Here is a 20,079-nt window from a genome sequence, read left to right as displayed (position 1 = left end):
AACGCCATGCGCCGCCTTTACCAGACCGTTTGCACCCTGGCCCTCCTGCTGGTGGGGCTGCAGGCCGCCCACGCCGACGACATCATCGACGTGATCGGTGGCCAGGAGGGCGCCATGCCCGTGGCCGTCATCCCCTTTGCGGTCACCGGCGAAATTCCCACCCCCGATCAGGACATCGCCCGGGTGATCAGCGACAACCTGGCGCGCAGCGGCCGCTTCGAGGTCCTGCCCCGGGAGGAGCTGGTGGCCCGCCCCGCCGGCCTGGACGACACCCGCTTCTCGGCTTGGCGCGCCCTGGGCATGGACTACCTGGTTACCGGGCGGATGGAGATGGACGGCCACCGGGTCTCGGTCACCTTCGAGCTGCTGGACGTCTTCCGCGGCAACCGCATCGAGGGCCGGCGCTACCGCCTGCACCCGGACAACCTGCGCAGCCTGGCCCACGCCATCAGCGACATCGTCTTCGAGGAGGTAGTGGGTCTGCCCGGGGTGTTCGGCACCCAGATCGCCTATGTCCAGGTGGAAGAGCGCAACGACCAACGCATCCACCGGCTGATGGTGGCCGATGCCGACGGCCAGCGCCCGCGGGAGATCCTCGAGTCGCGCCAGCCGATCATGTCACCGGCCTGGTCGCCAGAGCGCGACCGCTTGGCCTACGTCTCCTTCGAGGGCGGTCGCTCCGAGATCTACGTCCAGAATCTGCGCAGTGGCCAGCGCGACCGGATCGCCAGCTTCCGCGGCATTAACAGCGCCCCCGCCTGGTCACCGGACGGGCGACACCTGGCCGTCACCCTCTCCCGGGACGGGCGTGCCAACATCTACCTGCTGCGGCTGGACGACGGTCATGTCCGCCGGCTGACCGACCACTGGGCCATCGACACCGAGCCGACTTTCTCACCCGACGGGGAGCGGATCGCCTTCACCTCCGACCGCGGCGGACGGCCGCAGGTCTACACCCTGGCGGTGAACGGCCCGGGCGGGGTGGAACGGGTGACCTTCGACGGGGACTACAACGCCCGGCCCAATTGGTCCCCCGACGGCCGGCGGATCGCCATGGTGCACCGGCACAACGGCAGCTTCCGCATCGCCGTGCACGATCTGGAGAGCGACCGCACCCGGGTGCTCACCGACGGCCCGTGGGATGAGTCGCCCGTATTCGCCCCCAACGGCGATATGATCATGTACTCTGCCGGTGGCAGCGGCGACTCCAGGCTGCGCACGGTCTCCGTGCACGGCCGGGCCAACCAGGCCTTGCCCCGCGCCGGCGGATTGACCCGCGAACCCGCCTGGTAACCGGATTCGCTCCGAACCAGGCACTTCACCATGAACCAAGGACGTTCAAGTAAGGGAGTATGACATGAAGCAACTGCAAAACTGGATTGCCCTGGCTATCGCCGGTCTGTTCCTGGCCGCCTGCGCCACCGTCACCGACGTGGAGACCGACGACCGCCGGGTCAGCGACCGCGAGCGGATGGCCGACGAGGACTGGAGTGAACAGCGCCTGGAAGAGGCCCGCGCCCGCGGTCTCGACCCCTCCGACCCCTTCATCAGCGCGCTGATGGATGACCCCGAGGGGCCGCTCTCGCGCCAGACCGTGTACTTCGACTTCGACCGCAGTGAGATCCGCAATGAGGACATGCCGGTCATCGAGGCCCACGCCCGCTTCCTCAGCGGTCACCCGGACCGGCGCATGACCATCGAAGGCCACACCGACGAGCGGGGCAGCCGCGAGTACAACCTGGCCCTGGGTGAGCGCCGCGCCGAGGCGGTCAAGCGCATCATGGTGCTCAACGGGGTCGACGAGGACCAACTCGAGGTCACCAGCTACGGCGAGGAAAACCCGGTCGCCCTGGGCTCCAATGAAGAGGCCTGGCAGCAGAACCGGCGCGCCGAGCTCATCTATCGTCAATGAGACGGGAGTCCCACATGCAGAAGGCCGGCAAACGGCTGATGGGCATGTGCGTGGCGGCGGCCCTGGCGGCCGCCGTCCCGCTGCAGGCCCAGGCCCTGGAAGACCGGGTGGAACGGCTGGAGCGCCGACTGGAGAGCTCCACCCTGATCAACATGGCGAACGACCTGGAGCGGCTCAAACAGGAGAACCGCGAACTGCGCGGGCAGGTGGAGGAACTGAGCCGTGAGGTGCGCCAGCTCCGCGAGCGCCAGCAGGACCACTACCTGGATCTGGACGAGCGCCTGCAGGAGCTGGCCCGCGGCGCCCCGGCGCCGGCCCCGCCCGCCGATACCGCGATCCCGGTGCCGGACCTGGACCCGGCGCACGATGACGACCCCGACACCGCAGCGGTGCCGGTGCCCGATATCGAGGATGAGACCCCCACCACGCCGGCGGACACCGATGCCCGCAGTGAGGCCGACCGCTATCAGGCCGCCTTCCAGCTGATCACCGAGGGGCGGTTCCGCCGTGCCGGTCAGGCCTTCGAGGCGCTACTGGACGATCACCCGGACGGTGAGTTCAGCGCCAACGCACGCTACTGGTTGGCCGAGACCTGGTACGCCGAGCGTGAGTTCGACCGCGCCGGCGAGGAGTTCGAGCGGCTGCTGGCGGACCACCCGGACAGCAACAAGGCTGCCGACGCCAAGCTCAAGCTCGGCTTCGTCCGCTTCGAGCAGGAGCGCTACGACGAGGCCCGGGAGCTGCTTCAGGCCACCCGTAACGAACACCGCGGCACCACCGCCGCCAGCCTGGCCGAGCAACGCCTGGAGCTGATGCGCGAACGCGGCCTGTGACGTGACGGCCATCCTCGGGAGGCGCCGCCCCCTCGTCATCGCGAGGGCCGAAGGCTTTCACCCGTCATCGCGAGGCGCGCAGCGCCGCGGCGATCCAGAGCGGTAGACTGCCGCGTCGGCTTCGCCTCCTCGCAGTGACGGGGGAGTGGCCATCATCGCGAGGGCCGAAGGCCTTTCCCCCGTCATCGCGAGGCGCGCAGCGCCGTGGCGATCCAGGGCGGTAGACTGCCGCGTCGGCTTCGCCTCCTCGCAGTGACGGTGGGGGCGGTGGGGGCGGGCAGCACACCCAGGATTGCCAAGGCCACCGGCTTCGGCTAGAATTTGCGCCCTCATTTGGGTCGTTAGCTCAGCTGGTAGAGCATCGGGCTTTTAACCCGCTGGTCGTAGGTTCGAGTCCTACACGACCCACCAGACAACAACAAAACCGGAGCCGTTTCCTGTGCTCCGGACCGAGCTTCAAGCCCGCCCCCGGCGGGCTTTTTTGTGTCCGCCACCGTGGGCAAGCACAACCCCGGCGATCCGTCATACGTAGTTTCCCTCATACCGCCCCCCCGGCCCCACCCCTAGCCTTTCAGTAATCATTGCGCCGCGAGGTGGCTGCGGCCGTTCGCTGAACAGGGGGAACCGATGACCGAATCCGCCAACCCAGCACCCCGCCGTTTCTGGCTGGGCGGCAAGCGTAAACGTGAGCAGGATATTTTTTTCGAGCAGGCGCTCGACCCGGCCCTGTGGCAACCCGGGGACGCCGAGCACTGGGATGCCTGCTGGTACACCGGCATGCCGCCCAAAGAGGTCTTCCGGCAGACCGGCCCCGGGCGTACCGTCAACCACATCCCCGGCAACAACTGCCTGACGGTCAAAAGCCGCCTCTACCAGACCGTGCACGCCCTGCAGCGCCGCCTGGTGGCCAGCCGTCCCGCCGGGCACCCGGACCTGGCGCGGGCCGATTTCGTGCCCCAGGTCTTCAGCATGCCGGGCGACTACCACGCCCTGCAGGCCCACGCCGCCGCCCATCCCGACAAGCGCTGGCTGCTCAAGCCCAAGAACGCCGCACGGGGCAAGGACATCTCGCTGGTCTCGGACGTCGCCGAGGTACCCACTGGCGAGCGCTGGATGGTGCAGGAATACCTCAGCCGGCCGCACCTGATGAACCAGCGCAAGTACGTCCTGCGCCTCTATGTGCTGATCACCTCGGTGGAGCCGCTGCGGGTCTACCTCTATGAGCAGGGGTTCGCCAAGCTCGCCTCCATGCCCTACAGCCTGGAGGATGCCGACAACCCCTACGTCCACCTCACCAACCCCGACGTCAACGCGCTCAATGAGGCCGCCGACGACCCGGTGGTGTTCGTGGACCTGCAGCGTTACCGCCACTGGCTGCGCGAGCAGGGCCACGACGATGAGGCGCTGTTCGACCGGTTGCGCGACATTGTGGCCCTGACCACGATCGCGGCACGGGAGAACCTGCGGGCCCAGTTGCAGCACCATGGTGCGGATCAGGCGGGCTGCTACGAGCTGATCGGCATGGACTGCCTGGTGGATGACCGGATCCGGCCCTGGCTGCTGGAATGCAACCTCAGCCCGTCGCTGGGCGTGTGCGCCGCGCCGGAGGATGGCGGCGACATCGAGGCGGCCATCAAGCGCCGGCTGGTGACCGACGTGGTAACCATGACCGGCCTCAACGACCCGAAACCCACCGCCGAGGGCGCCGGCGACGACCCGGTGGGCCAGTGGCGCGCGGCGGCCGAGCGGGAGGCGCGCCACGCCGGCGGCTTTCAGCGCATACTGCCGGCCGCGGATGCGGCGCATTACCTCTCCTGTTTCCCGCTGCCCCGCTTCGCCGATGTGGCGCTGGCCGACGGCCTGAGCACCCAACCGGTTGCCCGGCCCACCCTGCAGCGTTGGCAGGTCGCGGAGGTGATCTCCGGGGATGAACTGCTCCTCTACGGCGAGGCCCGCCAGGCGCTCTACGCCACCAACCCCACCGCCGCGCTCATCTGGCTGCACGCCACCATGGGTAAGCGCCCGGACGAGATCGTCGCGGCATTGCACCAGACCCTGCAGGGCGCGGACCCGAACACCCTACAGCAACAGGTGTGGGAGGCCCTGGCGGACTGGGCCGAGGCGGGGCTGCTGGTGCAATGCCCGGATGGTGCGCCCTGCGAGACACCCGCGGACGGCGTAGCCTCCGCCTCTGGCGCCGCGGCACCCCGCACCGCCGATGCCCCCCACGCCATGGCACTGCGGCTCGGGCAGCAGGCATTGCACCTGCGCACTTGGAGCGAGCCGGCGGCAAGGCGGCTGTTTCCGCTGCTGGCCCCGCTGGCTGTGCCGGAACCGGGTGCGGAGGCCTTGGAGGTGGACATCGCCCGCTCGCGCCGTGGCTACACCGTGCTGATCGCCGGTGAGGTGGACGCCGAGCACCTGCGGCTTGCGGAGCTGGGCCCCTGGCTTGTCCGGACGCTGTTGCGGCGCACCCCCGACGTCGGGGAGATTGCGATCACCGGCGCCCTGGTCCCGGCCGGCCCGTCCCATCCCGGTGCCGCCCTGCTGGTCTGCCGCGGCGATACAACCGGCGATGATGCCCTGGCCCTCGCCCTGGCCCGGGAGAACGGCCAGACCGCCAGCGGCGGCGCGGCCATTGCGCTGGAAGGCAGCGGCCGGGCCCGCTCCCTCGGGCTGCCGCTCCGCCAGCCACGATCATCGACGCCGGCGCCAACCCCACGGCCCGGTGAAAAGCCCGACGGGCCGGACGCCACTGCCCATCTTTGGTGGTTCGGCCAGCGTGGCCACCTGGTGCCGGCGACCGGCACGCCGGCGCGCGATGCCGTTGAGGTGGCCGCGATCCTTATTGCCGCCCCCGACGACGCGAGCGGGGATCAGGGCATCGCCCGCCAGCTGGGCCTGCGCGAGGCCTTGGGCCACCTGCTGCCGGAGACGGCCCGCCACGATGGTACCGGGCTGGATGGCCGAACGCTGTCACAGTTTGCCGACTGGGTGGCCGGTCGACCCGTCTACGCAGTGGGGCATCGGGACGACCTCTACCTCGCCCTCCGTGCGGCGAACGACGTTCTGCGCGAGATCAACCCGGAAGGGAGGAAGGAGAAAGTAGCGAACTAGTTAACCGTGCACCCGGCAGTGCGTGTTATTACGGATACCGGGCGCTGACCCACACCTCTATTGTAGGCATCAAGGATCGGACGTTAAGGGCTCCCACACCTCGTCATTGCGAGGAGCGAAGCGACGAAGCAATCCATTCGCCCCACTACGGGCAACACGTCGCGGCAATCGCAATGACGAAAGGCGGCCCTTCAGCGTTTTCTTAGCCAACAACAGAGGGTGGCAACAGATGCTTATGACAACCGGAATTTCGACGGCCAACACAGAACTGCAGACGGTGGAGCGCCATGCCCATTGGTTACTCCGGGCGGTGATCTTCTCTGTCTTCACCTACATGGGTGTCGACAAATTCCTGGGCGCGGGCATCGGCCCCTGGGCGGAGATGATGGGTCTCCCCCTGGTCATCGCACTGCTGGTGGCGCTGGCGGAGATCAGCGCCGGCATCCTGGTGGTTGTAGGTGCCTTCACCAACGGCTGGGTGACGCGGCTGGGTGCGCTGGCCACCGTGCCGGTCCTTCTGGGCGCTATTTTCATGGCGCATTGGGGCCAGTGGCACTTTCTGCCAACGGCGACCCACCCGATGGGCGGCATGATGTTCCAGGTCAGCCTGCTATTCGTGGCCCTTTACTTGTTAGCAAAAGGAAACGATGCGTGATCCCTTCCCCGGGGGACTCCCGGGTCATTCTGAACCCAGGAAGGTCGTCATGATCTTCGAAAATGCGGGTGGGTCCGCAACCGAGTGACAGGAGGCAATATGAGTGAGGAAAAGACAGTCCGTCAGCAACTGCTGCGCACCTTGTCGCGCAGTGTCGCCTACACCGTCCCCGTTCTGGCGATTGTCGGCGGTGGCGCCGGCATTCACGCCGTCATGTCGGACGCGGTGGCCGATAGCGGCTATCAGATGATGGCCGCCGCGGAGGGCGAGGGCGAAGCCGAGGCCGCGGTCGGCGAGGCGGAAGCCGCCGGTGAGGCGGAGGCCGAGGCCGAGGGCGAAGCGGAAGGTGAGGCGGAAGGTGAGGCCGAAGGAGAAGCGGAAGGCGAGGCCGAGGGTGAGGGCGGCTACTGAAGCCGCCCCGCCCCATTCGCCTGTGACCCCCGTCCGCCCGGGCAGAAGGAGGTCAATCCCATTGCAGCGCAGGCGATGACACCGGCCCCGGGGGTTGCCGACACGACGCGGCCCCGCCGGGTCGCCTGCCCAGCCAAAGGATGAAGTCATGGGGTATCAACAAGCATGTAGGAACGGTCATCCCGTCACCGTCAGCCTGGTGGACGATAACCGCCATTTTCTCCGGCAACTGGCCAACCTGGTCGGCGACCTGGACACCGCGCGCTACCGGGCTTGCAGCGGGCCTTACGGCGGCAACGGCATCGGGCGGCAGGTCCGGCATATCCTGGAGCATGTCCAGTCCCTGCTCGCCGGCGCCTGGGGGGCAATGGATTACGACAGCCGGGCCCGCGATCAGGCCCTGGAGCAGGACCCGGAGCAAGCCCTCCGTGCGTTGGCCGAACTCGACGATCGGCTGGCTCGGGAGATCGGCCCGCTGCCACCGGACACCCCGGTACAGGTCGCCTGTGTCTGCGACACGTCGGCGGGCCCGCAACGGACCTGGACTCCGTCCAGCCTGCAGCGGGAACTGATGTTTCTGCTCAGCCACACGGTCCACCACATGGCCCTGATCGCCATGCTGGCGGAGCAGGCCGGTCTGCGGACCGATGAGGCGTTCGGGGTGGCACCGTCGACCCTGCGTTACTGGCGGGCCGGCGAACGGACCACCGCTCACGCCGCCGCCGGTTGACCCGGTCGGTGGCCACCCGATCCGGGGAGCACGCCATGTCCAAGACGCTATGGCCAGTGCCGGGGCGGTATGTCCCGTACCTGATCTGTATCGCGGCCTTCGTGATCTCGCTGCTGTGCCTGCAGGTCAGCGCCACCTGGGGGTGGGGCGTGGCCCTCTTCGGCGGCCTCTCATTGCTGGGCACCTGGGATCTGCTCCAGCCCCGCCGCACCATCAGCCGCAACTACCCGGTCATCGCTCACTTGCGCTACTGCCTGGAAGGTATCGGCCCGGAAATCCGGCAGTACTTCATCGAATCGGACACCGACGAGCGACCCTTCTCCCGGGAACAGCGCTCAGTGGTCTACCAGCGGGCCAAGAACCAACTGGACAAGCGCCCCTTTGGCTCCCTGCTGAACCTCTACGGCGACGGTTACGAATGGGTCAGCCATTCCGTCCAACCGGTAGCCGTTGATCCCTCGGCCTACCGAGTGGAGATCGGCGGTCGCTGCCAACAACCCTATTCGGCCAGCGTCTTCAACATCTCTGCCATGAGCTTCGGCGCCCTTTCCGCCAATGCCATCCTGGCCCTCAACAAGGGCGCGCGGCTGGGCGGCTTCTATCAGGACACCGGCGAGGGAGGCATCTCCCGGTACCACCTGGAACACGGCGGAGACCTGGTCTGGGAGATCGGTTCCGGTTATTTCGGCTGCCGGACCCCGGATGGCAGCTTCAGCCCCGAACGCTTCGCGGAGACGGCCGGCCTGGACAGCGTCCGCATGATTGAGATCAAGCTCTCCCAGGGCGCGAAACCCGGGCATGGCGGCATCCTGCCCGCCGCCAAGGTGAGTCCGGAAATCGCTGCGGCCCGCGGCGTGCCCGAGGGTGAGGACGTGATCTCCCCGCCACGCCATTCCGCCTTTTCCACGCCCCGGGAGCTGATGCAGTTCATCGGGCAACTGCGTGAACTCTCCGGCGGCAAGCCGGTGGGCTTCAAGCTGGCCATCGGCCACCCCTGGGAGTGGTTCGCCCTGGCCAAGGCCATGCAGGCAAGCGACGAGCGACCGGATTTCATTGTCGTGGACGGCGGTGAGGGAGGCACCGGTGCCGCGCCCCTGGAGTCGATCAACCGACTGGGCATGCCGCTGGACGAGGCCCTGCTGCTGGTCCACAACACCCTGGTGGGCACCGGCCTGCGTGACCACATCCGCCTGGGGGCCGCCGGCAAACTGACCAGCGGCTTCAAGGTCGCGCGCACCCTGGCGCTGGGCGCGGACTGGTGCAATGCCGCCCGTGGCTTCATGTTCGCGCTCGGCTGCATCCAGTCCCTGAGCTGTCATACCGACCGCTGCCCCAGCGGGGTGGCCACCCAGGACCGGCGGCGCAGCCGCGGCTTGCACGTGGGCGACAAGGCGCTGCGAGTACGCAACTTCCACGCAGGGACCGTGGAGGCGCTCGGCAGCCTGCTGGCCGCCGCTGGCCTGAGCCACCTCGACCAGCTCACACCCGACCATATCTACCGGCGCCTGTCCGGCACCGAGGTCCGGAGCTTCGCGGAACTCTACCCCTTCGTTGAAAAGAACGCGCTGCTGTCCGGCGCCCCCGCCTACCCGGCAGTATTCCGTGAGTACTGGCCCAGGGCGTCGCCGGACACCTTTCACCCAGTCACCCCCAAACACCACCCCAGTGAGGAGGCCGCCATGAAAGGAACCGCGTGACCCCCAGGCAACACGATTGCCGGATCATCAGAGGAGGAAACCTATGAAAATGGAGCAGAACGACGCCAAGCGACAACGCCTGCTTCGAAACTTGTCTTACGGGGCCATTGCCTCGGCCCCGCTGATCGCATTGGCCGCCTACAGTTCGGCCGGCGTGATGGCCGCGCAACCGGTTGAGCCTGGCTCATCACCCAGTGCCGCGTACCTTATCCCCGTCGCAGAGGGCGAGGCGGAAGCCGAGGCCCGCGCAGAGGGCGAAGCCGAAGCCGAAGCCGAGGGTGAGGCCGAGGGTGAAGCCGAGGCCGAGGGTGAAGCCGAGGCAGAGGGCGAAGGAGAGGCCGAGGCCGGGGAGGCACTGCGCGACGCCGTGACACGACCCGCCGATTATCAGCCCTTCGAGGGCGACCCTGAGGCACTGGCCGCCCTGGGCGAGGACCTGTTCTATAACCGGGAGCTGTCCACCAACAACCTGGCCTGCGCCAGTTGCCACATGGAGGGTGCCGGTTATGCCGATACCTTCGCCCAACCCTTTCCCCACCACGTGGAGATGGCCCAGCGGGATTTCGGCCTCAACGAGGTGCACTTGGACGAGATGGTGCAGATCTGCATGGTCTCACCCATGGCCGCCGAGCCCTTGGACTGGGACTCGGAGGAGCTGGCCGCCCTGGTGGAATTCATGAAGCTGGAGCAGGAGGCCTTCCAGGAGGGGCGTTAAACCAACGCGCCGACCCGGCGCACACCCGCGCCGCTGGCCGGCACCCAAGAGGGCAGCGCGCCGGCACGGCCCTGCCCTCTGCTTGGTCCGGTCAGCGGTTGCGGACCCCCTTCGCCCAACGCTCCATGGCGTCGTTGGCCACCGGCATGGGGGCCTCCATGAAGGCAATCACAAACCGGTCATCCAACTCGGTGACGCCCATGGAGCGGGGGCGCACCGCCATCACCTGGGGGTTCGGGAGCTTGATGCCGAAACAGAAGACGATGTTCTTCGCGTCCTTGATCTCCGGGGCGATCTCCGCATCCGGCAGGGCACGGGTGTGGCTGAAGTGGTCAAACTCCGCGATGAAGCGGCACTTGGGGTGGGCCTCGATCTGCTCCTTAAGGTAGACCAGGATGTCATCCACGCTCTGATAGGTGGTCTCGGCCTTCTCCACCTCCAGGGTGAAGATGGGGTATTTCTCCTGGAACAGCGACTGTTTCATGCGGATAATCCTCCATTTTTAACGGGTTCATAACAGCAAAGGCTCACGCCTCCCAGGAGGCGTGAGCCTGCACTTCATAGGCCGGTCTGCGCGGCCGACGGCGCCGCCAGCGGGGCGAGTCGTCAGCGCGTCAGGGTCACCGAGGGGGCCGCCCGCCCTCAGCGTACCGGGCCACCACCGCCTTGGCCGGACCGGCGTGATCCGCCAGCCACAGGCCCGCGCGGCGCAGCCTCCGGAGCAGCTCATTTTCGTTGCAGAAGACCTCCTTGAAGAGGTCCATGCCGTGCATCATCATCAGGTTGGCTGGCCGCCGGCGGGCCTCGTAGCGCGCCAGCAGGCCCGCCCCGTGCAGCGGACGGCCGGCGGCGTGGGCCTCCAACAACAGGCCGGCCAGCGCCTCGGCGTCCTGCAGCCCCAGGTTCACCCCCTGACCGGCCAGGGGGTGAATGGTATGTGCCGCGTCTCCAACCAGCGCGATGCGATGCGCACGGTAGCTCTGGGCATGGGTCCGGCGCAGGGGAAAGGCGCCTCGCGCCAGGACCGCCTCCAGGCTGCCCAACTCCTCCGGGAACTCCGCCTCCAACTCGCCACGCAGGGTCTCGTCGTCGAGCCCAAGGCGGATTCCGGTGGCCTGGGGATCGTCGTACCAGACCAGGCAGGCGTGCGGCCCCGGCAGCGGCAGGAAGGCCTGGGGGCCGGCCGGGGTGAAACGCTGCCAGGTCACGCTCTGGTGAGGCAGCATCGTGCGCACGTTGATCAGCAGGGCGTGCTGGCCGTAGTCGTGCACCTGCACGTCAATGCCCGCCATGGCCCGCACCGCTGAGCGCGCGCCGTCCGCCCCCACCACCAGATCGGCGCGGATCAGGCGCCCGTCCTCCAGGCGCAGCCCCAGGGCATCGGGCTCGGGCTCCAGGGCCACCGGCCGCGCCGGGCAAAGCCATTCCACCGACGGCAACGCCTGCAACCGGTCCAGCAACGCCAGCTGCATGATGCGGTTCTCCAGGAACCACCCCAGTTGCTGCGCACCGACGTCGCGGGCGTGGAAGTGGGTCACCGCCGTGCTGCCCTGGTCCCAGACCCGTACCTCGTCGTAGGGGCAGCCGCGCCGGGCGAGCATCCCCTCCCAGGCACCGGCGGCCCGGTAGACCGCCTCCGAGTGGGCGTTGATGGCCGAGACCCGCAGGTCGAGCGGCTGCGCCGGGTCGAAGGGCTGCGGTGGCTGCGCCTCCAGCACCGCCACCCGCACCCCCTGGTCGCCCAGCAGGGCCGCCAGCGCGGCGCCTACCATGCCACCGCCCACGACGGCGACCTCCACCCGCGTCACGTCCTTCATCCTATCCCCATCACCTCGACCAGGATCGTCTTGACCAGAAACCCGAACATGCCAAAGCCGAGCACAATGAACAACACGATCATGCCGAATTTACCAGCCTTGGAGTCCTTACCCAGCTTCCAGATGATGAACATCATATAGGCCATGAAAAACCCCAGGCCCACGGGCAAAAAATATGTGGAGAGTATCTCGTCGGCGTGCATAAGCGGTCTTTCAGAGTCAGGAATATTAGAAGGGGGGTTAACTATGCCCAAATTTCCCGGCCAGCGCCATGGCGGGCAGGCAACGGCACCGGGGCATACGACCGCCCTGTGACCTATGCTGGGCAGGGAGTATCCGGCAACCGGAGAAGGCGCTATGAAACATCCAATCACCACACTCTGTCTCGCGGGTTGCCTACTGGCCACCCCGGCATTGGCCGCCGCCCAGCAGGAGGGGCCTTATGTCAACGCACAGGTGGCCCGCAGCCTGATCGGTGCCAGCGGCTTCGACGACACCTGGGCCCTGGGCGCAACCCTGGGCTATAACCTGGGACAACGGGGACAGGGGTTCGGTTTCGAAGGCGAGATCACGGCCACCCTCAGCGACTCGGAAAACTCCAGCCCCGGCATCCCGGGCGTGAACCGGGTTCGCTTCAACTACACCAGTTACGCGGTTTACGGTGTCTACCGGGCCCCGTTAACCCGCGAACTCGGCCTGCGTGCCCGCTTGGGCGTGGTCTATATCGACGGCGAATTCCGCCGCCGGGGGGCCGAGAGCCGGACCCGCAGCGACAATGAGACCAACGTCAGCGGGGGCCTGGGCCTGACCTACGCCTTCACCCGGCAGGTGCACGGCCTGGTGGAGTGGACCCACCTGGACTCCGACATCAATCACGTGGGGGCCGGCGTCCAGCTGCGCTTCTGACCCCTCACCCCCAGGCCTCGCCCCCCCTATCACCCACCCCCGCCGGCGCTGGCACCACCGCGCCGGCGGGGGTATGCTGGTCCGCTGCCCTCGGGTGCGCCGGAACCTTGACTTGGAAACCGGGCCAGGCGCCCCCATCTATGCCTGGGTATCGATAGGGCTGCGGTATGCAGCCGGTAAACTGGATTTGTCAGTGGGTTGGGCTCAGCGGGGAGGAAGCGATCCATGCCCATTTACGAGTACCGATGCGACCAGTGTGCGCATGAACTGGAAGCCATTCAATCCATGAGCGACGCGCCGCTCACCGACTGCCCCGAGTGCGGGGCACCCGCGCTGCAACGCAAGATCTCGGCGGCGGGCTTCCGGCTCAAGGGCAGCGGCTGGTATGAGACGGACTTCAAGTCCGGTAACCGACGCAATGTGGCCGACGGCGGGGGCGGCGCCGAGTCCGGCGGCAAAAAGAAGGAGAGCGGGGGCGGCTGTTGTGGCGGGGGCAGCTGCACTCACAGCAAGGCCAGCGCCTGAGGCAACGCCCGCCCGGTGAAGCGTCATCGCGCGGCGCGGGGCGCCGCGGCGATCCACCCGCCTGGGGGTAGCCACGCCCCGGCGGGTGGTGCCCCGGGCTTCAGACCGGGTCTTTCTCCCGTTGGCGCCGGCAGGCCAGCAGCGCCGCCTCCAGGGCCCGGGCATCCTCGTGGCCGATGACCTCCAGACGACTGTCGCGACGCCAGTCACAGACCTCGGCCCGCACCCCGTCCCGATCGGCATTCACCAGCAGCCAGTCCCGTCCGGTGCGAAAGACGCCCTTCAGGCGCTGCGCCGGGCGCAGTTCGTTGAGCGTGCGCAGCAGGCGTTGACGGTCAAACACCGTGGCTGCCGCGAACACCCAGCCGACGCTGCGTTGGCCCAGTGACCGGCCGCAGGCCCGCCAGACCCCTTCATCCACCGGCTCGGCACCCTGCTGGACATAGTCCCCAGCGGCCACCTGATGGGCATCGGGGAACAGCGGCGAGCGTCCGGAATCGCAGGGTTCGGATAGCCACTCCGGGTTGAGCTGGCCGTGGCGGGTGATCTCCACCCGCGCCTTGGGCGGGAACAGGTCCGCCGCCCACCCCATGAAGGCGGCGACATCGCCCGAGGGGGCGAGGTCGGCCTTGTTGGCCACGAGGACGTCGGCGAGCTCGATCTGGTCCCACCAGGCCGGATTATCCGCCAATTCGCCACTGCGCCATTGCCGCGGATCCACCAGCGTAATGGTGGCACCCAACCGGACCGACGCCGCCACGGGCCCCTCCCGCAGGGTCTGCAGGATGCGGGCCGGATGGCCCAAACCGGTGGGCTCGATCAGCAGGCGGTCGGGCCGCTCCCGGCGCAGCAGTCGCTTGAGGGTGCGATCAAAAGGCGCGCCCAGGGTACAGCACAGGCAGCCGCCGGGCAGGTCTGCCACCACCACGTTGTCGTCCACCGACAGGGCCGCTTGATCGACGGGCACGGCCCCGACCTCGTTGACCAACACCGCCCAGCGCTCCCCTTTGGGGCGATGATGCTTGAGCAGGTGGCGTATGGCCGTGGACTTGCCGACACCCAGGGCGCCGGTAATCAGATTGCAGGGGACAGACATGGGTACTCCGCGCACATTTATGTGGGGTTTATTGCTTTTACTAGCACAGGGTGTTGAGTGCTGCAGGCTTACATCCCGCGACAAATCGTCTCAGATCGCTGAAACGGGAGGCGGGCGGCACACACCCGAGCCCAGTGCTTGGATTAATCGTTATGTTATCCGCCCATTATGACAAATCCAGGGCCGGGACGTTCCCCCTCGTTGACAGCGCCGCCTCCTGACCACCGCCGCTATCCGCCAAGGGAGGGTGACAAGCAGCGCCTCCGACATTAACATGCGCATTGTACGCATCTTACCGAGGCCCGCGCCATGCCCCTGCTGTCACAGCCCTACCGTCCCTTCTTCCTGCTGGCCGCCCTGTTTGGGGCCTTCTCGGTGTTACAGTGGGTGGTCTGGCTGGCCGGCAGTGGCACCCCCGGCCCGGTCGGGCTCAACCCCCTGATCTGGCACGGTCACGAGATGGTCTTCGGCTTCGCCGCTGCGATAATCGCCGGCTTCCTGCTGACCGCGGTACAGAACTGGACCGGCATCCGTGCCGTGGGCCCTTGGGCGCTGCTTGGCCTGGTGCTGCTCTGGGCCCTGGCGCGGCTGGGCTTTACCCACCCGCCATGGTTCCCACCGGTGGCGCTGGCGGCATTGGACGTGGCCTTTCTGCCGCTGGTCGCCGTGGCCCTGGCCCGGCCACTGCTGCTCACCGGCAATCGCCGTAACCTGCTGTTCCTACCCATCCTGCTGGCCCTGGCCCTGCTCAACGGCCTGATCCACCTGGATCTGCTTGGCATCGCACTCGGCTGGGGTCGCCCGGCACTGCTCACCGCCGTGTTGATGGTGGCGTTGTTGATGGTGCTGATGGGTGGCCGGGTGATCCCCTTCTTTACCGGGCGGCGGTTGCCGCAGGCGGAGGTGGTCCAGCGCCCGGTGCTGCATTGGGCGGCGGCGGGGCTGGCCCTGGCCTCGACCCTCGCTTGGCTGCTGATCCCCCACAACCCGGTCACCGGGTTGGTGCTGGCGCTGACCGCCATCGTCCTGGTCCTGCGACTCTCCGACTGGCGGCCGCTGGCCACACGCGGTGAGCCGCTGCTCTGGATACTCCACCTGGGCTACCTCTGGCTGGCGGTGGGTTACGCCCTGCTGGCGGCGTCGGCCTTCGGCCTGGGTGTGCCGGCGACCGCCGGTGTGCACGCCCTGATGACCGGCGCCTTGGGCGCCCTGGGGCTGGGGATGATCGCGAGGGTGGCGTTGGGTCACACCGGCCGCCCGCTGTCCGTGGGGCCGGGGATGACCGCCGCCTTTGTGCTGGTCAACGCCGCTGCCCTCACCCGGGTGGTCACCGCCCTGGGCTGGGGCGGCTCCGCGCTACTGCACACCTCAGCCGTCTTGTGGGCAGTGGCGTTTGCGCTCTATCTAGTGCACTTCCTGCCGATCCTCCTGCGGCCCCGGGCGGATGCCCAGCCGATGGCCGGCGACCTACGCCGAGGCTGACGGCTCGGAAGGCTCTGAGGACTCGTCGGGGGCGGGCACCGGCCCGGCGAGCAATTGCGCCAGCTCGTCCCGGTTTTCCAGGAGATCGGCCAGGGTGTAGCGGTCCAGGACCGCCAGGAAGGCGCGGGTCGCCTCACCCAGCACGCCGCGCAAACGGCAGCCCCCCTCGATGCGGCACATCCCGCGCCCGCTCGGGCGCATGCATTCGACCAGGCCGAAACCCTCCTCGGTGTCGCGCAGCACCTCGCCCACGCCGATGCCCTCCGGGTCCCGGGTCAGGCGCAGCCCGCCCCCCTTGCCGCGCACCGTTTCGATGTAGCCCTGGCTGCCCAGTTGGTGCACCACCTTGGTCAGGTGGTTGCGGGAGATGCCGTAGCAATCGGCGATACCGCGAATGGTGGCCCGCTCACCCGGCCGCGTGCCCAGGTAGACGAGCACCCGGAATGCGTAATCGCTATAGACGGTCAACCGCATGGTGTCTGTCACTCCCACTGGCAAGGCTGGTGCCGGGCGGCCGGGGCGCGCCGACAAACTCATATTCTATAACAATGATATACGAATCAATCCATGGAACGGAAATCCGGGTGTGCCAGAACCCGCTCCAGTTCGTCCAGGCTCCGCACCGGGGCGCGGCAGGTCTTTCCACTGCACACCCAGGCCGCGGGCGCCGCCCCTTCGGTCTGCCGTCCGGACAGCACCCCCGGAGGCGCGGCGTCCGCCGGCAGGGCAAAGACCAGGCGATTGGGCGTGTAGTATTTCAGGGCCCGGGTGCGCCAGGGGCCCGTGACCTCCGGTGCGCCGCGGATCACCACGATCTCCGGCGGGTAGAGATACTCCTCCAGGGCCGTGAGCAGACTGGCATGGGCCTCGGGCATGCGGGCGATAGCGCCGGCGGCGGCCCGAAGCCCCCGCGCCACCGCCTCCAGATAGCGCGGCTCGCCCAGCAGATGGCCGAGACGCTGCAGGGCACGCAAGGCCACGGCGTTGCCCGAGGGCAGGCTGTCGTCGGCCAGCGGACGGGGGCGATGAATCAACGGCTCATGGTCGTCGGCGGTCATCCAGAACCCGCCCTCGTCCTTGTCCTGAAAGCGCTCGAGCAGCGTGTCCGCCAGGTGCAGGGCGAAGCCAAGCCGGTCGTCGGACCACTCGCTCTGCAGGCACTCCAGCACCCCCTCCAGCAGGTAAGCGTAGTCCTCCAGACAGGCCTGATGGGCGGCCCGGCCCGCCCGCCAGCTCGCGTACAGGCGACCCTGGTCGTCCGCCAGCCGTTCTCGCAGAAAGCCCAGCGCACGCAGTGCCGAGGCGGTCCAGGCCGGCTCGTCCAGCAGACGGCCGGCGCGAGCCAACGCCGCGATCATCAACCCGTTCCAGGCGGTTAACACCTTGTCGTCACGGCCGGGGCGCACCCGTTGGCCCCGCGCCCGCTGCAGTTTCTGGCGGGCGCTCTGCCAGAGGGCCACCACCTGCTCGCGCGGGCGACCCAGGCGCCGCGCCGACTCGGAGAAGCTGGCCTGCACATGCAGGTGCCAGCGACCCTCGAAGTTGGCGGGCTCGTCCAGGCCGAAGCGGTGTTCCACCAGCCGCCATTCGTCCTCGTCGAGGAGCTCGCGAACCTCGTCCGGGGTCCAGAGGTAGTAGCGACCCTCCCCACCCTCGGAGTCGGCATCCAGGCTGGTGCAGTAGCCGCCCTCCGGGCGCTCCATCTCGGCCCGCACCCACTCGGCCGTCTCCTGGACCACCCGGGCGTAGAGCCCATCCCCGGTGGCATGCCAGGCGTCGGCGTAGAGGCCGAGCAGAAGGGCGTTGTCGCAGAGCATCTTCTCGAAGTGGGGGATCATCCAGTACTCGTCCACCGAGTAGCGGGCGAAACCGCCGCCCACCTGGTCGTAGATCCCCCCCAGGGCCATCCGGCGCAGCGTGTGGCAGGCCATGTGCAGAGCATCCCGGTCCGGCCCATCACCGGTGACCAGGGTGAGTGCATAGTGGCGCAGGAGCCGTTCGATACCGCCCGGATGGGGAAACTTGGGCGCGGCCCCGAAACCGCCGTGGACCCGGTCGAAACTGTCGGCGAGGGCATCGCGGGCCGCCCTCAGGGGGGCATTGCCCAACGCCGCGTCGCCGCCATCGGCGGGGGCGTGGGCCAACCGGCCAAGGGCATGGCGCAATGCTCGGTTCTGGTCGGCCACCGCCTGTGGCTGGCTGCGAATGGCCTCGTCCACCTGGCGCAGCACATCGGCAAAGCCCGGCATGCCGCCGCGGGTGTCAGGCGGGAAATAGGTACCCGCGAACACCGGCGTCTGGTCGTCGGGGGTCAGCACCAGGGTCAACGGCCAGCCCCCGGGCCGGCGGGTGAGCAGTTGATGGGCCGTCTGATAGATGCGGTCCAGGTCCGGGCGCTCCTCGCGGTCCACCTTGATATTGATGAACCGCTCGTTCATCAGGCGGGCGATCGCCGGATCCTCGAACGACTCGTGGGCCATCACATGGCACCAGTGGCACGCGGAGTAGCCGATGGACAGTAGAATAGGCTTGCCCTGCTCCCGCGCCAGGGCGAGCGCCCGATCGTCCCAGGGCTGCCAGTGCACCGGGTTATCGGCGTGCTGGAGCAGGTAGGGGCTGGTGGCATCACCCAGGCGGTTGCCGACTGCAGCCATCAGTTCACCTCCACGGCCATCGGATACAAGTATTCAGTCTACCAACCCAGGAGCCCGCGCCCCATGCCCACGTTCCGGTACGACCCGGCCAGCGGCCTGATCCGGCCGGCCCACCAGCACCCCTCGCCCAACCAGGATGCCCGCCCGGCGGGGGTAGCGGTGGACGCGCTGATCATTCACGGCATCAGCCTGCCGCCGGGGGCGTTCGGCGGTCCCTGGATCGACCGGCTGTTCACCAACCGGCTGCCGGCCGATGCCCACCCCTACTTCGCCCGGGTGCACCGGCTGCGGGTCTCCTGCCACCTGCTGATCCGGAGGGACGGCGCGCTGACGCAGTATGTGCCGTTGCACCGGCGGGCTTGGCACGCCGGCCAGTCCCGCCTCGCCGGTCGCGAGCGCTGCAACGACTTCGCCATCGGGATCGAGCTGGAGGGCACGGACGAGACGCCCTACACCGAGGCCCAGTACCAGGTGCTCGGCCCCCTGTGCCGAACACTGATGGCGGCCTTTCCGGGGATCACGCCGGAGCGGGTGGTGGGCCACAGCGATGTGGCACCGGGGCGCAAGACCGACCCGGGCCCGGCCTTTGATTGGGCCCGCCTGCGCGCCGCTCTCCATGCGTGACCCGCGGGGCGGCGCGCGCTACTTCGGCTCCAGGAAGGCCGGGCAGGGGCGGCTGATGATCTCGCGCTCGTCGCTGTCCAGGCGCAGGGCGGTAAGGGAGCCGCCCCAGAGGCAGCCGGTGTCGATGGCCACATTGCCGCCGCGCTGGCAAAGCCCGAGGGTGGACCAGTGGCCGCTGACGATGGTGAGCGGGTCCGGCTCCGGGCGCAGGCGTTCGCGCACCTCGTACCAGGGGTAGAGGCCATCCGGCTGGCTACCCGGCGCGCTGTTGCAACGCAGGTCCAGGCGGCCGTCGGCGTCCACATAGCGCATGCGGGTGAAGGCATTGCAGATATAGCGCAGCCGGTCCCAACCGGTCAGCCCCTCATCCCAGCGGTCGGGCTGGTTGCCGTACATGTTCTCGAAAAAGGCCAGGTAGTCCTCACTGCGCAGCACCGCCTCCAGCTCGCGGCCGCGGGTCTCGGCCTCATCCAGGCTCCACACCGGCGGCACCCCGGCATGAACCATGAAGTAACCCAGATCGTCGTCGCGCCAGGTCAGGTGCTGAAAGCGCAGCCAGTGCAGAAGCTCCTCGCCATCGGGGGCATCCAGCACCTGGTGGACGGTGTCCTTGCGCTTGGCCCGGGCCGTGCCCGCCCACACCGCCAGCAGGTGCAGGTCGTGGTTGCCGAGGGTGGTGACGGCGGCCTCGCCCAGGGCACGCACGTAGCGCAACACCCGTACCGAATCGGGGCCCCGGTTGACCAGATCGCCCACGAACCAGATGCGGTCCCGGGCGGGATCGAAGCGCAGCTGCTCCAGCAGCGCCTCCAGCGGAGACAGACAGCCCTGCAGATCGCCGATCGCGTAGACAGCCAACGTACAACTCCCGATGCTGGTGTTGGGGTTCGCGCCGAGTGGGCAGA

20 protein-coding genes and 1 tRNA gene are annotated in these 20,079 nt (G+C 68.3%); 14 read left to right on the top strand and 7 right to left on the bottom strand.

Going from position 1 to position 20,079, the window contains the following annotated elements:
* Positions 1-6: 6 nt before the first annotated feature.
* From tolB to MLG_RS01165, 10 genes are all read left to right on the top strand, one after another.
* A complete protein-coding gene (gene tolB / locus MLG_RS01210; protein WP_011627993.1) occupies positions 7-1,293 on the top strand; it encodes a Tol-Pal system beta propeller repeat protein TolB in 1,287 nt (428 codons plus the stop codon).
* Between the two features lie 73 nt (positions 1,294-1,366).
* Positions 1,367-1,912, top strand: a complete 546-nt coding sequence (gene pal / locus MLG_RS01205; RefSeq protein ID WP_408626115.1) for a peptidoglycan-associated lipoprotein Pal — start codon at positions 1,367-1,369, stop codon at positions 1,910-1,912.
* A 14-nt stretch (positions 1,913-1,926) separates the two neighbouring features.
* A complete protein-coding gene (ybgF, locus tag MLG_RS01200; RefSeq protein ID WP_041717855.1) occupies positions 1,927-2,745 on the top strand; it encodes a tol-pal system protein YbgF in 819 nt (272 codons plus the stop codon).
* A gap of 335 nt (positions 2,746-3,080) precedes the next feature.
* Positions 3,081-3,156: transfer RNA gene (locus tag MLG_RS01195), tRNA-Lys, on the top strand.
* Between the two features lie 216 nt (positions 3,157-3,372).
* Positions 3,373-5,862 carry a PqqD family peptide modification chaperone gene (locus tag MLG_RS01190; RefSeq protein WP_011627990.1) on the top strand — a complete coding sequence of 830 codons (2,490 nt, stop codon included), beginning with the start codon at positions 3,373-3,375 and terminating at the stop codon, positions 5,860-5,862.
* Positions 5,863-6,097: 235 nt separating this feature from the next.
* Positions 6,098-6,517 (top strand): DoxX family protein, encoded by a 420-nt coding sequence (locus tag MLG_RS14625; RefSeq protein WP_198003237.1) that lies wholly within the window; start codon positions 6,098-6,100, stop codon positions 6,515-6,517.
* Positions 6,518-6,616: 99 nt separating this feature from the next.
* Positions 6,617-6,928 (top strand): hypothetical protein, encoded by a 312-nt coding sequence (locus tag MLG_RS01180; protein ID WP_011627988.1) that lies wholly within the window; start codon positions 6,617-6,619, stop codon positions 6,926-6,928.
* Between the two features lie 148 nt (positions 6,929-7,076).
* On the top strand, positions 7,077-7,658 hold the full coding sequence (locus MLG_RS01175; RefSeq protein WP_011627987.1) for a DinB family protein: 582 nt from the start codon (positions 7,077-7,079) through the stop codon (positions 7,656-7,658).
* Positions 7,659-7,693: 35 nt separating this feature from the next.
* On the top strand, positions 7,694-9,355 hold the full coding sequence (locus tag MLG_RS01170; protein ID WP_011627986.1) for an FMN-binding glutamate synthase family protein: 1,662 nt from the start codon (positions 7,694-7,696) through the stop codon (positions 9,353-9,355).
* Between the two features lie 43 nt (positions 9,356-9,398).
* Positions 9,399-10,070 carry a c-type cytochrome gene (locus tag MLG_RS01165; protein WP_011627985.1) on the top strand — a complete coding sequence of 224 codons (672 nt, stop codon included), beginning with the start codon at positions 9,399-9,401 and terminating at the stop codon, positions 10,068-10,070.
* 91 nt (positions 10,071-10,161) lie between these two features.
* Here the strand turns inward: MLG_RS01165 and MLG_RS01160 are convergent, their stop codons facing one another.
* The 3 genes from MLG_RS01160 to MLG_RS01150 form a co-directional block, all read right to left on the bottom strand.
* The gene (locus MLG_RS01160) at positions 10,162-10,554 is read right to left on the bottom strand and encodes a DUF6858 family protein (protein WP_011627984.1); all 393 of its coding nucleotides are present in this window, start codon (positions 10,552-10,554) and stop codon (positions 10,162-10,164) included.
* 136 nt (positions 10,555-10,690) lie between these two features.
* Complete coding sequence (locus MLG_RS01155; RefSeq protein ID WP_011627983.1) at positions 10,691-11,887, bottom strand: UbiH/UbiF/VisC/COQ6 family ubiquinone biosynthesis hydroxylase; 1,197 nt, start codon at positions 11,885-11,887, stop codon at positions 10,691-10,693.
* Positions 11,884-12,090, bottom strand: coding sequence for a DUF2788 domain-containing protein (locus tag MLG_RS01150; protein ID WP_011627982.1), 207 nt, complete (start codon positions 12,088-12,090; stop codon positions 11,884-11,886). Before MLG_RS01150 ends, MLG_RS01155 begins: the two co-directional genes overlap by 4 nt.
* A 154-nt stretch (positions 12,091-12,244) precedes the next feature.
* Between MLG_RS01150 and MLG_RS01145 the strand changes: the two genes are divergently transcribed.
* Complete coding sequence (locus MLG_RS01145) at positions 12,245-12,793, top strand: outer membrane beta-barrel protein (RefSeq protein ID WP_011627981.1); 549 nt, start codon at positions 12,245-12,247, stop codon at positions 12,791-12,793.
* A gap of 225 nt (positions 12,794-13,018) precedes the next feature.
* Positions 13,019-13,318 (top strand): FmdB family zinc ribbon protein, encoded by a 300-nt coding sequence (locus tag MLG_RS01140; protein ID WP_011627980.1) that lies wholly within the window; start codon positions 13,019-13,021, stop codon positions 13,316-13,318.
* Between the two features lie 100 nt (positions 13,319-13,418).
* Here the strand turns inward: MLG_RS01140 and MLG_RS01135 are convergent, their stop codons facing one another.
* Positions 13,419-14,414, bottom strand: coding sequence for a CobW family GTP-binding protein (locus tag MLG_RS01135; protein WP_011627979.1), 996 nt, complete (start codon positions 14,412-14,414; stop codon positions 13,419-13,421).
* A gap of 309 nt (positions 14,415-14,723) precedes the next feature.
* On the opposite strand from MLG_RS01135, the gene MLG_RS01130 reads away from it, so the two are divergent.
* Positions 14,724-15,896 (top strand): NnrS family protein, encoded by a 1,173-nt coding sequence (locus tag MLG_RS01130; protein ID WP_011627978.1) that lies wholly within the window; start codon positions 14,724-14,726, stop codon positions 15,894-15,896.
* Here the strand turns inward: MLG_RS01130 and MLG_RS01125 are convergent.
* Together MLG_RS01125 and MLG_RS01120 are read right to left on the bottom strand one after the other, a co-directional pair.
* A complete protein-coding gene (locus MLG_RS01125; RefSeq protein ID WP_011627977.1) occupies positions 15,882-16,370 on the bottom strand; it encodes an Rrf2 family transcriptional regulator in 489 nt (162 codons plus the stop codon). The two genes, MLG_RS01130 and MLG_RS01125, sit on opposite strands and share 15 nt — an antisense overlap.
* Before the next feature lie 86 nt (positions 16,371-16,456).
* Positions 16,457-18,550 carry a thioredoxin domain-containing protein gene (locus MLG_RS01120; RefSeq protein ID WP_011627976.1) on the bottom strand — a complete coding sequence of 698 codons (2,094 nt, stop codon included), beginning with the start codon at positions 18,548-18,550 and terminating at the stop codon, positions 16,457-16,459.
* Between the two features lie 63 nt (positions 18,551-18,613).
* On the opposite strand from MLG_RS01120, the gene ampD reads away from it, so the two are divergent.
* Positions 18,614-19,174, top strand: coding sequence for a 1,6-anhydro-N-acetylmuramyl-L-alanine amidase AmpD (ampD, locus tag MLG_RS01115; protein ID WP_011627975.1), 561 nt, complete (start codon positions 18,614-18,616; stop codon positions 19,172-19,174).
* 18 nt (positions 19,175-19,192) lie between these two features.
* On the opposite strand, the gene MLG_RS01110 is transcribed toward ampD, so the two are convergent.
* Complete coding sequence (locus tag MLG_RS01110) at positions 19,193-20,032, bottom strand: symmetrical bis(5'-nucleosyl)-tetraphosphatase (protein WP_011627974.1); 840 nt, start codon at positions 20,030-20,032, stop codon at positions 19,193-19,195.
* Positions 20,033-20,079: the final 47 nt, after the last annotated feature.

It is taken from the genome of Alkalilimnicola ehrlichii MLHE-1 (assembly GCF_000014785.1).
Classification (GTDB): Bacteria; Pseudomonadota; Gammaproteobacteria; order Nitrococcales; family Halorhodospiraceae; genus Alkalilimnicola; species Alkalilimnicola ehrlichii.
Note: the sequence above shows the minus strand (reverse complement) of the source record. Positions and strands in the feature narration are given on the sequence as shown.

Coding starts and splice junctions, on each gene's coding strand:
- tolB (WP_011627993.1), top strand. CDS start 7: ATGCGCCGCCTTTACCAGACCGTTTGCACCCTGGCCCTCCTGCTGGTG.
- ybgF (WP_041717855.1), top strand. CDS start 1,927: ATGCAGAAGGCCGGCAAACGGCTGATGGGCATGTGCGTGGCGGCGGCC.
- MLG_RS01190 (WP_011627990.1), top strand. CDS start 3,373: ATGACCGAATCCGCCAACCCAGCACCCCGCCGTTTCTGGCTGGGCGGC.
- MLG_RS14625 (WP_198003237.1), top strand. CDS start 6,098: ATGACAACCGGAATTTCGACGGCCAACACAGAACTGCAGACGGTGGAG.
- MLG_RS01180 (WP_011627988.1), top strand. CDS start 6,617: ATGAGTGAGGAAAAGACAGTCCGTCAGCAACTGCTGCGCACCTTGTCG.
- MLG_RS01175 (WP_011627987.1), top strand. CDS start 7,077: ATGGGGTATCAACAAGCATGTAGGAACGGTCATCCCGTCACCGTCAGC.
- MLG_RS01170 (WP_011627986.1), top strand. CDS start 7,694: ATGTCCAAGACGCTATGGCCAGTGCCGGGGCGGTATGTCCCGTACCTG.
- MLG_RS01165 (WP_011627985.1), top strand. CDS start 9,399: ATGAAAATGGAGCAGAACGACGCCAAGCGACAACGCCTGCTTCGAAAC.
- MLG_RS01160 (WP_011627984.1), bottom strand. CDS start 10,554: ATGAAACAGTCGCTGTTCCAGGAGAAATACCCCATCTTCACCCTGGAG.
- MLG_RS01155 (WP_011627983.1), bottom strand. CDS start 11,887: ATGAAGGACGTGACGCGGGTGGAGGTCGCCGTCGTGGGCGGTGGCATG.
- MLG_RS01150 (WP_011627982.1), bottom strand. CDS start 12,090: ATGCACGCCGACGAGATACTCTCCACATATTTTTTGCCCGTGGGCCTG.
- MLG_RS01145 (WP_011627981.1), top strand. CDS start 12,245: ATGAAACATCCAATCACCACACTCTGTCTCGCGGGTTGCCTACTGGCC.
- MLG_RS01140 (WP_011627980.1), top strand. CDS start 13,019: ATGCCCATTTACGAGTACCGATGCGACCAGTGTGCGCATGAACTGGAA.
- MLG_RS01135 (WP_011627979.1), bottom strand. CDS start 14,414: ATGTCTGTCCCCTGCAATCTGATTACCGGCGCCCTGGGTGTCGGCAAG.
- MLG_RS01130 (WP_011627978.1), top strand. CDS start 14,724: ATGCCCCTGCTGTCACAGCCCTACCGTCCCTTCTTCCTGCTGGCCGCC.
- MLG_RS01125 (WP_011627977.1), bottom strand. CDS start 16,370: ATGCGGTTGACCGTCTATAGCGATTACGCATTCCGGGTGCTCGTCTAC.
- MLG_RS01120 (WP_011627976.1), bottom strand. CDS start 18,550: ATGGCTGCAGTCGGCAACCGCCTGGGTGATGCCACCAGCCCCTACCTG.
- ampD (WP_011627975.1), top strand. CDS start 18,614: ATGCCCACGTTCCGGTACGACCCGGCCAGCGGCCTGATCCGGCCGGCC.